This window comes from Microbacterium resistens (assembly GCF_021172025.1).
Classification (GTDB): Bacteria; Actinomycetota; Actinomycetes; order Actinomycetales; family Microbacteriaceae; genus Microbacterium; species Microbacterium resistens.
The window spans coordinates 2316438-2331020 of record NZ_CP082781.1 but is presented as its reverse complement, the minus strand read 5'-3'; the positions used below and the strand labels follow the sequence as shown (position 1 = coordinate 2331020).

The window sequence follows — 14583 nt, the reverse complement described above, 5'->3', positions numbered from 1 at the left end:
CGACGATGACGACGATCACGGACGCGAGGGCGCTGGCCGCGCGGGCGGAGCAGATCATCCCGGGAGGGGTGAACTCCGCGACCAGAGCCATCGGCGCGCCCTGGGTCTTCACCTCCGCGCACGGGGCCACCGTGACCGACGCGCAGGGCAAGGACTACGTCGACTACCACGCCGCGTTCGGCGCCATCCTGCTCGGCCACGGCGACGAGCGTGTGGCCTCCGCCGTCGCGGAGGCGTCTCGGGGGCTCGGTCTCGTCGGGCTCGGCATCACGGAGCTGGAACTGCGTCTGGCGGAGCTCGTGGTGGACGCGATCCCCTCCGCGGAGATGACGATCACCACGATGAGCGGATCCGAATCCGTGCTCCAGGCCGTCCGTCTCGCGCGCGGCGCGACCGGGCGCCCGTACATCGTGAAGTTCCAGGGCTGCTTCCACGGCTCGTTCGACGCCGTGGCGCGGAACGTGATCTCCGCGCCCTCGCGCGCGTACGGATGGGACCCGAACTCGTCGGGCATCCTCGACGACGCACTGAGTCACACGCTCGTCGCGGAGTTCAACGATCTGGACTCGGTGCGGGAGCTGTTCGCCCTCCATGGGGAGCAGATCGCCGCGGTGATCCTGGAACCGGTACCGCACAACGTCGGCGCCCTGCTCCCCGATCAGTCGTTCCTGGAGGGCCTGCGCGCGATCACGCGCGACAACGGGGCCCTGCTGATCTTCGACGAGGTCATCACCGGGTTCCGGCATGCACTGGGCGGGTATCAGGAGCTGTGCGGGATCACCCCGGATCTCACCACCTTCGGCAAGGCGATGGGCAACGGCTTCGCGGTCGCCGGCATGGCCGGCTCGCGAGAGGCGATGGGCAACTTCACCCCGGCGGGCGGATCCGTCATGCTCGCCGGCACCTTCAACGGCAACGCCGCGTCCATGGCGGCGGCGATCGCCACGATCGAGACTCTGAAGGACCCGGAGGTCGGCTTCTACGATCACGTCCGCGCGCTCGGCGACCGCATGCGGTCCGGGATGCGCACGATCACCGCGGATCTCGGGATCCCCGCGGTGGTGACCGGCATCGGCTCGGTGTTCGTCACGTACTTCCTGGAAGGGGAGGTCCGCGGATACCGGGATCTCATGCGCAACGACGATCACGCGTACGCGACGTTCCACCGCCGGATGACGGACGCGGGGTTCCTGATGTACCCGATGGCGCTCAAACGGAACCACATCTCCCTCGCCCACTCGGAAGACGACATCGATCGCACCCTGGAGGCGGCGGAGCAGGTGCTGGCCGGGATGAAGCACGACGGCGAGTTCGGACGCGGAGGTCGCGACTAGATGACCCCCTCGGCCAGGACGGCGATCCTCTCGGGACTCGTCGTGGACGGATCGGGCGACGAGCCCTTCCTCGGAGACGTGCTGATCGCAGGGACGAGGATCGACGCCGTCGTCCCGCTGGCGGCGCGCCCCCACGACGGGTATGACGCGGACGTCATCGATGCCGAGGGGCTTGTGGTGGCGCCGGGCTTCGTCGACATCCACTGCCACTCCGACCTCACCCGCCTCGCCTATCCCGGAGGCGAGAGCCGCGTCACCCAGGGCATCACGACGGAGGTCGTCGGCAACTGCGGGATGTCGGCCGCACCCACGGGCGGCGACGCGGCGGGTCTGGCTGCGCTCATCGCGACGATCGACGTGACACCGGGGACGCCGCGTCCCTGGTCGACGGTCGCGGAATGGCTGGACGCGCTCGACGAGGCGCCGTCGTCGACGAACGTCGCCGCGCTCGTGGGTCACGGATCCGCGCGTCATGCCGCCGCCCCCGGGCGCGTCGGAGAGCTGTCAGAAGCCGAGATCGTCGCCGTCGCGGCGGAGGTGACCCGGGCGCTGGAGGCGGGGTGCGTCGGAGCGAGCCTGGGGCTCATGTACGCGCCGGGCGAGTCCGCGGGACGTGACGAGCTCCGGGCCGTCGCGCAGGCCGTCGCGGACGCGGACGGCCTCGTGGCGGCCCACCTCCGCGACTACGACGCCCGGGCCCTCACCGAGTCCCTCGCCGAGGCCGCGGACGTGGCGGACGGCGCCCGCCTGCAGATCTCGCACCTGCGCGCGACCCACCCGGACGGGCGCTTCGCAGAGGCGATCGCCGCGGTGGAGCGGCTTCGCGACGTGCAGGACGCGTCCGCCGACTGCTACCCCTACATCGCCGGTCACACGACGCTGCTGCAGCTCCTTCCCTCGCGCATCCGCGCCGCCGGCCCCCGCGCGGTCCTCGCCCTCGGTGCGCCGGCGCTCGCCGAGGGACTCCGGGACTCCGGATGGGACCCGGGACAGATCCTCGTCATGAAGGCAGCCGCGACCCCGGAGGCGGTCGGGCGGACACCCGCGGAGCAGGCCCGTCCGTGGGAGTGGCTCGCCGAGCTCCTCGTCGCCGACGGCGGACTCGTGGACGTCGCCGTGGAGAGCGGCTCGTGGCCCGACGTCGACCTGGCGCTCACCACCGACTGGGTCACGATCGGCTCCGACGGCACGGCGCTGTCCGCCGCGCACGCCTCGTCGGCGGCGCACCCGCGCTCCTGGGGCACCTTCCCCGCGGCGTTCCGGCGGATGCGGGCTCTGGGCGTCCCGCTCTCCGCCGCGGTGCGCCGCATGTCCGTCGCGTCCGCGGAACGGGTGGGCGTGCCCAGCGGGCTGAGGCCCGGTCTGCCCGCCGACGTCGTCGTCTTCGCCGAGGACGGGCTGGACTCCTCGGCGACGTTCGCCGAGCCCGCGCGCGCGGCCGTCGGCGTGCGTCGCGTCCTGGTGAACGGCGTCCCGGTCCTGGACGAGGACGGGATCACATCCGCGCGACCCGGTCGGGTGCGCAGAAGGGAGACGGCCTCATGAGCGAGACGCCGGTGCTCGGGATCGCGATCGTCGGCGTCGGCGGGATCGCGGCGTCGCACATGGCGGCGCTGCGTGCGACCGACCGCGCGCGCCTCGCATGCGTCCAGGACATGGACCGGGCACGAGCCCGGCAGGTCGCGCTGCAGGAGGACTGCGCCGTCGAGGACACGCTGGACGCCGTCCTGGCTCGGGACGATGTCGAGGCCGTGATCGTGTGCACCCCGAATCTCACCCACGAGGACATCGGCCTCGCCGTGCTCCGGGCGGGACGCCACCTCCTCATGGAGAAGCCGTTGGCGATGACGGCGGAGGGCGCGGACGAGCTCGGCCGCACGGCCGAGGAGCGCGGTCTCGTGCTCGCCGTCGGCCACAGCCACCGGTTCTCCGCGCAGGGGAGGGCCGTGCACGAGGCGGTCGCCTCCGGAGCCGTCGGGGTGCCCCGCTTCGTCCGGATCGTGATGAACGGAGGCTGGATCTGGCCCGGCTGGCAGGCGTGGGTGCTGGACCCCGCCGTGTCCGGCGGGCATTCGCTGCACAACGGCGTCCACCTCACGGATCTCGCGTCGTGGTGGATCGGCGAGCGCCCGGACACCGTCTTCGCGACGGGACAGGCGGTCACCAGCCGTGCCCTCGACATCTCCGACTACCTCGTGATCGAGCTCGGGTTCCCGGGCGGGGCAGCGGCGGTGTGCGAGGTCAGCCGGGCCGAGCGACCGCGTCGTGCGGCCTATCTGGAGTTCACCGTGGTGGGGACCGACGGCGTCCTGCGCCGTACCTGGGACGCGGACGGGATCCGCGCCTGGCTCGAGGAGGGATTGGCGATGTGGGCCCCCGACGGTGCCGCGGGGGATGTCTTCGTCGCTGAGATCGACGCCTTCGCGGCGGCGATCCGCGGGGAGGCGCCCGCGGTGCCGGCGGTCGCGGACGCGGTGGACGCCGTGCGCGTCGCCGCCGCGGCCGAGGAATCGCTGAAGACAGGGCGGCTCGTCCGCCGAGAGGAGGTGCGTCGATGAGCGGTACCACCGTACTGATGGCGGGGACGACGGGCGCCGGCCTTCAGGATCATCAGTCCGCGATGTGGGCGCCGCGCCTGGCCGCTGCGGGTCTCGTGCCAACGGCCGTCTGGTCGCCGCCGGATCAGAGCGCCCCCGCGGCGGACGCCGCCGAGCGCCTGGCCCGCTCGCTGGACGTTCCGCTTTCCCGAGAGGAGTCAGCGCCCGTGGGCGCCGCCCAGGCGGTCGTCGCCTGCCTGCGCGGGCGGCGTCGGGCACAGCTCCTCGCCGAGGTCTCGAGCGGCACCGCTGTCCTCGTCGACAAGCCGACGCTGGATCCGACCGCGGATCTCGAGCACCAGCTCGACGGAACCGGCGCACTGCTGCTGTCCGGCCACCACTTCGCCGCCCATCCGTCGTTCACACGTGTCGCCGCGGCCGTCCGGGACGGTGAGCCGGGGCTGCTTCGTGCCGTCATGGTCGACCTGGTCGTCGCCGCCGGCGACGGGGCGAGCCCGGAGGGCGACCTGCGAAACATCGGCGTCCACGCCGTGGACCTCGTCCAGCGCCTCACCGGTCCGACGACGATCCGGATCGGCACCGCGGACCTCGCCGACGACCGCGTGACGTTCCTCGGTCAGACGGATCGAGACGTCGTCGTCTCGGTCCACGTCTCGCGCACGTCCTCGGGGGCGGGGACGCTCCTCGCCCGGACGCGGATCGTGGGCAGCCACGGGCACCTGGATGTGGATCTGACGGGTCCCGCCCTGACTCTGCGCACGGCGGAGGGGACCCGGGCCGTCGGCTACGGCGCGGACTCCGTCACGGCGCGTCTGTGCCAGCTCCGTGAGATGGCGATGGGACGGCGACCGGGAGAGAGCCCGGCGTCATGGCTCGCGCTGGCGCAGACCCTCGATGCCGTGGCGGCTTCCGCCGAGCGCCGGGAAGCGGTGGTCGCCGGCGCCGAGGACGTGAGGAGAGAACGATGAGACTGATCACCTGTGAGTACGAGGGCGTCGTGGTGCACGGCGTCGTGGACGGCGAGGAGATCGCCCTGATCGGGACCGGCGACCTCGCCGGGATCGTCGCGGGGGATCCGACGACGCCGAACGGTCGGCGCGTCGCGCTGCAGGACGTGAGGATCCTGCCCCCGCTGCGGTCGCCCGGCAAGGTCATCGCCGTGGCGGCGAACTACCAGGAGCACGTGACAGAGAGCGGCGCCCGGCCGCGCGATGTCCGCACGGCGTCTCCGCGCCTGTTCCTGAAACCGGACACCAGCGTCGTGGGAGACGGGGCCGAGGTGGTCCTGCCCTCGATCACGACGGAGCTCGACTGGGAGGCGGAGCTCGCCGTCGTGATCGGCCGCACGGCTCGAGAGGTCCGCGAGGAGGACGCGCTCGGCCACGTCTTCGGGTACGCGACGAGCAACGACCTCTCGGCCCGGAGTCTCGCGCTGGAGGGCCCGCGTGACGGCGAGGCGTGGACCGGGTTCTTCGACTGGCTCGAGGGCAAGTGGCTGGACGGCTCGGCCCCGCTCGGACCCTATCTCGTCACCGCCGACGAGGTCCCGGACCCGCAGCGGCTGACGGTCGGACTGACGGTCAACGGCCAGGTCCGGCAGTCGGGAACCACCGCCGACATGATCCATTCCGTGGCGGAGCTCGTCGCGTTCTCGTCGCGGCTGATGACGCTCCGCCCCGGAGACGTCATCCTCACCGGGACGCCTGCCGGTGTCGGGGCCACCACCGGGACGTTCCTGCATCCCGGCGACGTCGTGGTCGCCGAGATCCAGGGCCTCGGGGCGCTGACGACACGCATCGTCGCCCCGAGCAGCGAGGATCGCTGACGCACGGCGACCCGAGGCCGCCACGACATCACGACACACCCGAACGAACCAACAAGCGAACAAGGGAGTTCTCATGCGCAAGAAGTTGCTCTCCGGCCTGGCGGCGCTCTGCCTGGCCGGGGCGATGCTCGCCGGCTGCACGGCGACCGCGCCCGAGGAGGGGGGAGGGGGAGGCGACGCCGAGACCTCCGCGAACGTCTACCTCTACCAGAAGCCCGTCAGCTTCAACCCGCTCAAGCCCGCCCAGGGCGCCGAGCAGCTGACGATGTCCCTCATCTTCGACAACCTCTTCACCACCGATCCCGACTTCTCGTTCGAGCCTCGCCTGGCCGAGAGCTGGGACGTGTCCGAGGACGCGAAGACCTTCACGTTCCATCTGCGTACCGGCCTGACCTGGAGCGACGGCGAGCCATTCACCGCGGAGGACGTCCTGTTCACCTACAACCTCGCCGCGAACCCGAAGGCCGGAGGCGCCTGGGGTGCACGGCTGTCCGGGGTCGAGGGCTACGGCGCGATGCAGGACGGCTCGGCGCAGACGCTGTCCGGGCTGACCGCGCCCGATGAGAACACCGTCGTGTTCCAGCTGACGGAGCCCAATGCGGGGTTCCTCTCCCTGATCGGGTACGGGTCGGTGATGTTCATCCTCCCCGAGCACGTCCTCGGAGAGAAGGACCCGGCCACGCTCCTGGAGGATCCCTGGTTCACGCAGCCGACCGTCGGCATGGGGCCCTACGTCATGAAGGCGTTCAACGTCGACCAGGACATCGAGCTGGACGCGAACGAGAACTATCGCAGCGAGGTCGGGATCGACCATCTCTACCTCAAGATGCTGACCAGCGACGTGGCCACGGCGCAGCTGGGCACCGGGGAGATCGATCTCGTCCAGGTGTCCGCGCTCGACCTGGACGCGGTCAAGGCCCTCCCCGGCGTCACCGTGACGTCCAAGCCCTCGGCCGGGTTCACGCGGATGGCGGTGAACTTCAGCAAGCCGCAGTTCGCCGACGCCCGGGTGCGACAGGCGCTCGTGCACGCGATCGACCGGCAGGGCATCGTCGACGGCGTCCTGGGCGGCGAGGCGACGCTGATCAACAGCGACATCATGACGCCGTGGGCCCTGCCGGACGACCTGGAGGAATACGCCTACGAGCCCGACACGGCGAAGCGGCTCCTGGCGGAGGCGGGCTTCGACCTGTCCCAGGAGGTGAAGATCTCGTGGGTGCCCGGACAGCGCGATCGGGATCAGATGGTGAACGTCATCATCGAGAACCTCAAGGCGGTCGGGATCAAGGCGGTCGCCAACCAGGTGGACGCGGGCGCGCTCACCGCCAGCTACACGGACGGCAGCTACGACCTGGCGCTGTTCGGCGGTGGCGTCTACACCCCCGACCCGGCCAGCAGCTTCCCGATCGTCGCGTGCGAACAGCGTTTCCCGGTCGGGGCCAACACGGCCTTGTTCTGCGATGCGGAGCTGGACGCGCAGATGGCCGCCGGTCAGCGTGTGGCGGATCAGGACGCGCGTGCCGACATCTACCGGGACGCCGCGCGGCGCGACAACGAGCTCGTCCCGTACGTGTGGATCAACGTGCCCAACACGATCTGGGCCACCAGCGAGCGGCTGAAGGGCTTCGAGCCCCACGGCGACTTCACCAACGGGTTCTGGAACGCCGCCGACTGGACCGTCTCGGGATAGCGATATGAGGAGTGCACGATGCTGAGGACCCTCCTGGTCCGGCTCTCGTCCAGCGTTCTGGTCTTCATCCTGATCGCGATCGGGCTCTTCCTCCTGGTGAGGCTGGCCCCGGGCGATCCGGTCGACATGATGATCCCGCCGGACGCGGGCGGCGCCGATCGGGAGGCGTTCATCGAGGCCATGCGCGAGCGCCTCGGCCTGGACCAGCCGCTGCCGGTGCAGTTCGTCGCCTGGTTCGGCGCCCTGTTGCGGGGCGACCTCGGGTACTCCTACGCGAACGGCCAGCCGGTCGGGCAGCTGCTGCTCGGCCGGCTCGGCCCGACGCTCCTGCTGACCGGGACGGCGCTGGTCGTGGGTCTGCTCATCGCCGTCCCCCTCGGCATCCTGGCCGCGGTCCGCCGCGACACCGTCGCCGACTACGGCATCACCGGCGTGAGCGTTCTCGCGATCGCGATCCCGAGCTTCTTCCTCGCGATGCTGGCGATCTACGTGTTCTCGGTGCAGTTGCGGGTCCTGCCGTCGTCGGGCATGCACGCCTCGGGGAGGACGGATCTGCCGGACCTCCTGTTGCACATGGTCCTCCCCGTCGGGCTGCTGTCCCTGGCCGTCGCAGCGCCGTTCATCCGCTATGTGCGAAGCGGGATGCTCGAGGAGCTCGGCAAGGACTACGTCCGCGCCGTCGTCGCCAAGGGCGCCGGTCCCGCGCGCACCCTGGTGCACGCGTTCCGCAACAGCCTCGTCTCGCTCGTCACGGTCCTCGCGCTGTACATCCCCGTGTTCCTCGCCGGCGCCGTCGTGCTGGAACAGGTCTTCTCCTGGCCGGGGATGGGGCAGCTCGCGGTGACCGCCCTCACCACCCGCGACTATCCGGTCGTGATCGGCTTCGGCCTCTACGTCGCCGTGCTGGTGCTGCTGTGCAACTTCGTCGCCGACCTGCTGTACTCGGTCGTCGACCCGAGAGTGAGGACGTCGCGATGACCGACACCGTCGCCGTGCTCCTGCCCAAGCCGGAGCGCTCGCCCGGGCGCCTCGCCCTCCGACGCTACCTCCGGAACCCCGTGGCCCTCACCGGTGCCGCCGTGCTGGCGGTGATCGTGGTCGGCACCCTCGCCGCGCCATTGCTGTATCCCGTGGACCCGGATGCCATCGACCTCGCCGGGGTGCGCTCCGCACCGGGCGGCGCGCACCCGCTCGGCACGGATTCGACCGGGCGCGACGTTCTCGCCCGTCTCCTCGCCGGCGGTCAGGTCTCGCTGATGGTCGGCTTCCTCTCGGCCGCGATCGCGGTGTGCGTCGGGGCGCTCGCCGGGGTCGTGGCGGGATGGTTCGGCGGCGTGGCCGACGCCGTCATCAGCCGCGTCGTGGACATCATGCTGTCGGTCCCCCCGGTCCTGGTGGTCATCGTGGTCGCCGGGATCATCGGGCCGAGCGTGCCGATGCTCGTCGCCGTGATCGCCGGGCTCTCGTGGCCGTCGTCGGCGCGCATCGCGCGCGGCGTCGTCCTGAGCGTGAAGGAGCAGGAGTTCGTCCAGGCGGCGCGAGTGTCCGGTTCGGGCAACGGCTTCATCATGCTCCGCCATCTGCTCCCCGCGGTGTTGCCGCCGGTCACCGTCGCGGCGACCCTGCTCGTGTCGGAGGCGGTGCTGCTCGAGTCGGCCCTGTCCTTCCTCGGGGCCGGGGTCCGCCCGCCCCAGGCGAGCTGGGGAAACATGCTCACCGAGGCGCAGTCCCTCGCGGTGCTCGCCGGGATGCCCTGGCTGTGGCTGCCGCCGGGCATCATGATCGCGCTCACCGTCCTGTCCGCCATGGCAGTCGGCGACGGCATCCGTGACGCCATCGACCCGCGGAGGAACCGATGACCCAGAAGACCACGGCACCGCTCCTCGAGATCGATGGCCTGTACGCGGGGATCCCGCGCCGCGGCGAGGTGCAGAGCATCCTGCGTGACGTCGCCCTCTCCATCCGCCCCGGCGAGATGGTCGGGGTGGTGGGCGAGAGCGGATCCGGCAAGAGCATGACCGCGCTGTCGATTCTCGGGCTTCTGCCGCCGTCTGTGCGGATCACGGCGGGAACCGTGTCCTTCGGCGGCGAGGATCTCGCCTCGGCCCCCGACCGGGTCCTGCGCCGCGTGCGGGGCCGGAGGATCGGGATGGTCTTCCAGGACCCGATGACGACCCTCGACCCCGTGGTGCGGGTGGGGCGGCAGATCGAGGAGGCGTACCGGATCCACCATCCGCGGGCGCGCCGTTCCGAGGCACGGACGCGCGCCGCCGAGGTGCTCGACCTGGTGGGCGTGCCCGACGTGCGTCGCAGGATGGACCAGTACCCGCACCAGTGGTCCGGCGGCATGCGACAGCGGGCCGTCATCGCGATGGCCCTCGTGAACGATCCCGAGCTGCTGATCGCGGACGAGCCGACGACCGCCCTGGATGCGACGATCCAGGCGCAGGTGCTCGAGGTCCTGGCCCGGGCGCGCTCCGAGCTCGGGGTCGCGATCATGCTCATCACCCACGATCTCGGCGTCATCGCGCAGTACGCCGATCGGGTGCTCGTGATGTACGCCGGCCAGATGATGGAGTCGGCCACGACCGCGGAGCTGTTCCACGACAGCCGACACCCCTACGCCCGTGCTCTCATCCGGAGCAGACCCGGCCTGGTGGAGCCCGGGCGTCGGCTGGCGGCGATCCCGGGGCAGCCGCCCTCTCTCGACGCCCTGCCGACCGGGTGCCCGTTCGCTCCGCGGTGCACCGCGCCCTTCAAATCGGACCGCTGTCGGGACGAGCCCACCGCGCTGGCGCCCAGCGCCGACGGACGTCTCAGCGCCTGTCACTACCGCGACCGGAAGGAGGAGGGACGATGAGCGATCCGATCGGCGTTTCTTCGATCCTCGACGTGCAGGATCTCGTCGTCCGCTTCCCCGTCGGGCGAGGGCGGGTCGTCCGGGCCGTGGACGGCGTCTCCCTCCGTGTGGGTGAGGACGAGGCATTGGGGGTGATCGGGGAGTCCGGATGCGGGAAGACCACCACGGGGAAGACCATCGCGCAGCTGGGCAGACCGACGTCCGGACGCGTGCTGTTCCGGGGTGAGGACCTGGTCACCGCCTCGCGGTCCCGGCGCAGGCAGCTTCGGCGGCGCATCCAGTTCGTCTTCCAGGATCCGCAGTCATCGCTCAACCCGCGTATGACGATCCAGGAGATCGTGGCCGAGCCCCTGCGCGCCTTCGGCGAGTGGCGGGGGTCGCGTTCGCGCGACCGTGTCGTGGCGCTCCTCGAGCAGGTCGGCCTCGGTGCCGGGGCACTGCACCGCTACCCGCACGAGTTCTCGGGAGGTCAACGTCAGCGCGTCGGGATCGCCCGCGGTCTGGCGCTCGATCCGGACCTGCTGATCCTGGACGAGCCGGTCTCCGCGTTGGACGTCTCGATCCAGGCGCAGATCCTGAACCTGCTGATGGATCTGCGCGCGGAGCGGTCGCTGGGCTTCATGATGATCTCCCACGACCTGGAGGTGATCCGGCATGTGACGGACCGGGTGGCCGTCATGTACCTCGGCGTCGTCGTGGAGGAGGGCGTGACCTCGGAGGTCCTGACCGCGCCCGCGCATCCGTACACCGCTGCCCTGGCGTCGGCGACCCCGCCCGCCGGGCCGGACGAGCGCCGTGAGCGCATCGTGCTCAGCGGCGACGTCCCCTCGCCTCTGAGCCCGCCGTCGGGCTGTCGCTTCCGGACCCGCTGCTGGCGGGCTGATGCGCTGTGCGCCGAACGCCGCCCGGAGCTGACACCGGTCGGTGACGGCTCTCGGTCCGTCGCATGCTTCCATCCGCTCGACGTGCTGGCAGGGCCGGCCGCGCGCATCGAGGCCCCCGCATGACCGGGCGGATCGCGGTGGGGATGGATGTCGCCGACCTGCCCACGCCCGTCGTCGTGATCGATCGGTCGATCCTGGACCGGAACATCGCGGCCATGGCCGCGCATGCGCGCGCGTGCGGGGTCTCCCTCCGGCCGCACTGGAAGACGACGAAGGCGGTCGAGGCCGCTCGGCGCCAGCTCGACGCGGGAGCCGTCGGCCTCACGACAGCCACGGCAGCCGAGATGCTCGCCCTCGCGGACGGCGTGAGCCCCTCCGTGTTCTGGGCCTATCCGCCGGTCGGACGGGAACGGGTCGACGCCGTGCTGTCGGCCTGCCGGAGCACGGAGGTCATCGTCGGGACGGACTCCGTGGAGGCCGTCCGTGAGCTCGCAGACCGTGCGCACCGAGCCGGGTTCCGCATCCCGGTGCGTCTGGACGTGGATACCGGGCTGCACCGCACCGGCGTCGCCCCCGAGGGCGCCGTGGACGCCGCCCGCGCGCTGGCGGCGCTCCCGGGGGTCGATGTCGAGGGGGTGTGGACGCACGAGGGCCATGTCCAGGGCGTCGGCGCGGATGCGCAGCGGCGCCGGTTGACCGGGCTCGCCGCGGGACGACTGCTCGTCGAGACGGCCGAGGCGATCCGGGCCGACGGGATCGAGGTCCGCAGCGTCTCGGTGGGTTCGACGCCGGGCGCACGATCGGCGCCGACTGTTCCCGGCGTCACCGAGGCGCGTCCCGGCACCTACGTCCTCGGGGACGAGAACCAGGTCCGGATCGGCACCGTCGATCCCGCAGACGTGGCCGTGTCGGTGCGCAGCCGCGTCCTCAGCACCCAGCCGTCGGAGTGGGCGATCATCGACGCGGGCATCAAGGCGATGAGCAGCGACGGCAGCACGCACGGCGACGGGCGTATCGGCACCGTGGTCTCCGAGGGAGGGGGCGTCGTCGTCACCGGCCACGAGGAGCACGGCTTCCTCCGGGGCGCGGCGAACCCCCGTGTCGGTGATGTCGTCCACATCCGCCCGAATCATGCGTGCGGTCTGATGAACATGCACGCCGAGGCGGCGGTGGTCGCCGACGGCGTCGTCGAAGAGGTCTGGCGGATCCGCGCGCGGCACTGATCCCGGGCGCACCGAGGGCACGCAGGAGCGCTGCCGCCGTGCAGGAGAACGGCAGCAACAGAAGAGAACGACAGGAGAGAGCATCATGCAGAAGGTCAGCACCGACCAGGCCCCGCCGCCCGCGGGCCCGTACTCGCAGGGAACGATCGCCGGAGGCCTGGCGTTCCTCGCGGGACAGGGCCCGTTCGACGATCAGGGGCGCCGGACCGGGGAGACGTTCGCGGATCAGGTGCGACAGACGTTCGAGAACCTCGAGACGGTCGCTCGAGCCGCCGGATCGTCGCTGCACCGAGCGGTGCGGATCGGTGTGTACCTGCGGAGTCTCGACGACTTCGCGGAGTTCAACGTCATCGCCGCGGAGTACCTGTCCGAGCCCTACCCGGCGCGCACGACGATCGAGGCGGCGCTGCGCGGGTTCGACATCGAGATCGACGCCGTGGTCGAGGTCACCGGTGAGTCCTGACCCCTGCGGCGCTTGAAACCCCCCTTCCCCGCCGAAACCCCCTCTCAGATACGTGTTTCCGAGGGGGTTTCGGCGGGGAGAGGGGGTCTCGGTGTGACGGGCGGCAGAATGGGGGAATGCCGCTCGCGCCCTCCGACGTCCCCGCGCTCGTCCCGTACCTGGAGGGGTTCCTCGTCGACTGGATCGACCAGCAGCGTCGCTCGCACGGCGTCCCCGGAATCCAGGTGGCGGTCCGGCAGGGGGAGGAGCTGCTGTTCTCGCGCGCCGTCGGGCTCGCCGACGCGGAGACGGAGGAGCCGCTGACGACGGCGCACGCCTTCCGGATCGCCTCGCATTCGAAGACCTTCACGGCCACGGCCGTCCTGCGGCTGCTCCGGGACGGGCGGCTCCGCCTGGACGATCCGGTGGCGCAGCACGTCCCGGAGCTCGCCGAGGCGCCGATCGGCGCGACGACGCTGCGGAGTCTGCTCGGCCACCAGGCCGGCGCCGCCAGGGACGGGAGGGAGGCGGGGTTCTGGCAGCGCGAGCGGGAGTTCCCCGACCGCGACGAGCTCCTCGCCGAGCTGGGCAGGGATGGCGTCTTCCCGGCGAACGTGCACTTCCACTACTCGAACCTCGGCTATTCGCTGCTGGGGCTCGTCATCGAGGCGGTCGAGGAACGTCCGTACGCGGAGGCGATGCGCACGCTGATCGCGGAGCTGGGCGACGCCATGGCCGAGCCGGTGCGGATCGGTCCGGACCTCGGGAACGGCGAGGAGGCGCCGATCGCGTCCGGGCACGGGATCCCGATGACCGAGCGCGGACTGCCGGGATCCGCCGTCGTGCCCGTGATCCCGCCCGCCTCCGCCCGGGCGGAGGCGGCGGCCACCGGGTTCTGGTCCAACGCGGAGACGATCTCCGCGTGGATGGCGGGACACGCGCTCGGCTCCGGGCGCTTCCTCGACGACGACGCGAAGCGGCTCATGCAGCGGGAGGAGTCGTGCATCGCGACCGGCGGGTCCACGCGGTGGTACGGGCTGGGCGTCATGATCCGGAAGATCGGGACGCGCCGTGTCATCGGCCACTCGGGCGGCTTTCCCGGCCACATCACGCAGACGTGGACGGATCCGAAGACCGGCCTCACCGTGAGCGTGCTCACGAACCGCATCGACGGGCCCGCGTCCGGCATCGCCGCGGGGATCATCGCGCTGCTCGACAAAGCCGCCGCCGAGGTCGCGGACGCGGACGCGGCCGTCCCGTTCCCGGACGCCGCGGGGCGTTACCTGTCGCTCTGGGGCGACACGAACCTCGTCTGCCTTCCCGGCGTCGTGCTGCAGCTCGACGATGCCGCGGCGGATCCTGCGGGCCAGGCCGTCGTCCTCCGGGAGCGGGACGGCGTGCTCCGGGCCGAGGCCGAGGACGGGTTCGGCGGTGCGGGAGAGCCGGTCCTGCTGCACCGGGACGCCGCCGGCGTGGTCGAGGCGATCACGGTCACGGGGAACCGGCTGCGGCGGCCGCCGGCCTTCGGCGACGCCGTCGCGACGATGCTCGCTCGCTGACCTCGCCTCGCGACGGTTGAAACACTCAGAGAAGTGAGCGATTTACGCAGTACTGGTGACACCTTTGCGCTAATTGTGCAGTATGGGGATATTCGCGGAATCCGACGTCGGCAATGGGGGAACGTCGGCCGGACGAGCGATGTCCCATGACCGACCACTGAGACGTGCCGCGGCATCCTCAGCGTGCGCGGTGTCCCCCCCGGGTGCA

13 protein-coding genes are annotated in these 14583 nt (G+C 71.5%); all 13 read left to right on the top strand.

Features of this window, described 5'->3' with window-relative positions:
* The first annotated feature begins 5 nt into the window (after positions 1-5).
* The 13 genes from K8F61_RS11120 (at position 6) to K8F61_RS11060 (ending at position 14375) form a co-directional block, all read left to right on the top strand.
* On the top strand, positions 6-1334 hold the full coding sequence (locus tag K8F61_RS11120; RefSeq protein WP_231819158.1) for an aspartate aminotransferase family protein: 1329 nt from the start codon (positions 6-8) through the stop codon (positions 1332-1334).
* The gene (locus tag K8F61_RS11115) at positions 1335-2879 is read left to right on the top strand and encodes an N-acyl-D-amino-acid deacylase family protein (RefSeq protein WP_231819157.1); all 1545 of its coding nucleotides are present in this window, start codon (positions 1335-1337) and stop codon (positions 2877-2879) included. It abuts the gene before it with no gap.
* Complete coding sequence (locus tag K8F61_RS11110) at positions 2876-3892, top strand: Gfo/Idh/MocA family protein (RefSeq protein WP_231819156.1); 1017 nt, start codon at positions 2876-2878, stop codon at positions 3890-3892. The genes K8F61_RS11115 and K8F61_RS11110 overlap by 4 nt, the downstream gene beginning before the upstream one ends.
* Positions 3889-4860, top strand: coding sequence for a Gfo/Idh/MocA family oxidoreductase (locus tag K8F61_RS11105; protein ID WP_231819155.1), 972 nt, complete (start codon positions 3889-3891; stop codon positions 4858-4860). Before K8F61_RS11110 ends, K8F61_RS11105 begins: the two co-directional genes overlap by 4 nt.
* On the top strand, positions 4857-5717 hold the full coding sequence (locus K8F61_RS11100) for a fumarylacetoacetate hydrolase family protein (protein ID WP_231819154.1): 861 nt from the start codon (positions 4857-4859) through the stop codon (positions 5715-5717). The genes K8F61_RS11105 and K8F61_RS11100 overlap by 4 nt, the downstream gene beginning before the upstream one ends.
* Positions 5718-5790: 73 nt before the next feature.
* The gene (locus tag K8F61_RS11095) at positions 5791-7407 is read left to right on the top strand and encodes an ABC transporter substrate-binding protein (protein WP_231819153.1); all 1617 of its coding nucleotides are present in this window, start codon (positions 5791-5793) and stop codon (positions 7405-7407) included.
* A gap of 18 nt (positions 7408-7425) precedes the next feature.
* Positions 7426-8385: an ABC transporter permease gene (locus tag K8F61_RS11090; RefSeq protein WP_231819152.1), complete on the top strand. Its 960-nt coding sequence runs from the start codon at positions 7426-7428 to the stop codon at positions 8383-8385.
* Positions 8382-9266: an ABC transporter permease gene (locus K8F61_RS11085; protein WP_231819151.1), complete on the top strand. Its 885-nt coding sequence runs from the start codon at positions 8382-8384 to the stop codon at positions 9264-9266. Before K8F61_RS11090 ends, K8F61_RS11085 begins: the two co-directional genes overlap by 4 nt.
* Entirely contained in the window at positions 9263-10267 is a 1005-nt protein-coding gene (locus K8F61_RS11080; RefSeq protein WP_231819150.1) for an ABC transporter ATP-binding protein, read from the top strand. The genes K8F61_RS11085 and K8F61_RS11080 overlap by 4 nt, the downstream gene beginning before the upstream one ends.
* Positions 10264-11274 carry an ABC transporter ATP-binding protein gene (locus K8F61_RS11075; protein ID WP_231819149.1) on the top strand — a complete coding sequence of 337 codons (1011 nt, stop codon included), beginning with the start codon at positions 10264-10266 and terminating at the stop codon, positions 11272-11274. The genes K8F61_RS11080 and K8F61_RS11075 overlap by 4 nt, the downstream gene beginning before the upstream one ends.
* Positions 11271-12374: an alanine racemase gene (locus tag K8F61_RS11070; RefSeq protein WP_231819148.1), complete on the top strand. Its 1104-nt coding sequence runs from the start codon at positions 11271-11273 to the stop codon at positions 12372-12374. The genes K8F61_RS11075 and K8F61_RS11070 overlap by 4 nt, the downstream gene beginning before the upstream one ends.
* Before the next feature lie 85 nt (positions 12375-12459).
* The gene (locus K8F61_RS11065; RefSeq protein ID WP_231819147.1) at positions 12460-12837 is read left to right on the top strand and encodes a RidA family protein; all 378 of its coding nucleotides are present in this window, start codon (positions 12460-12462) and stop codon (positions 12835-12837) included.
* Between the two features lie 116 nt (positions 12838-12953).
* Entirely contained in the window at positions 12954-14375 is a 1422-nt protein-coding gene (locus K8F61_RS11060) for a serine hydrolase domain-containing protein (protein WP_231819146.1), read from the top strand.
* The last annotated feature ends 208 nt before the right edge of the window (positions 14376-14583 follow it).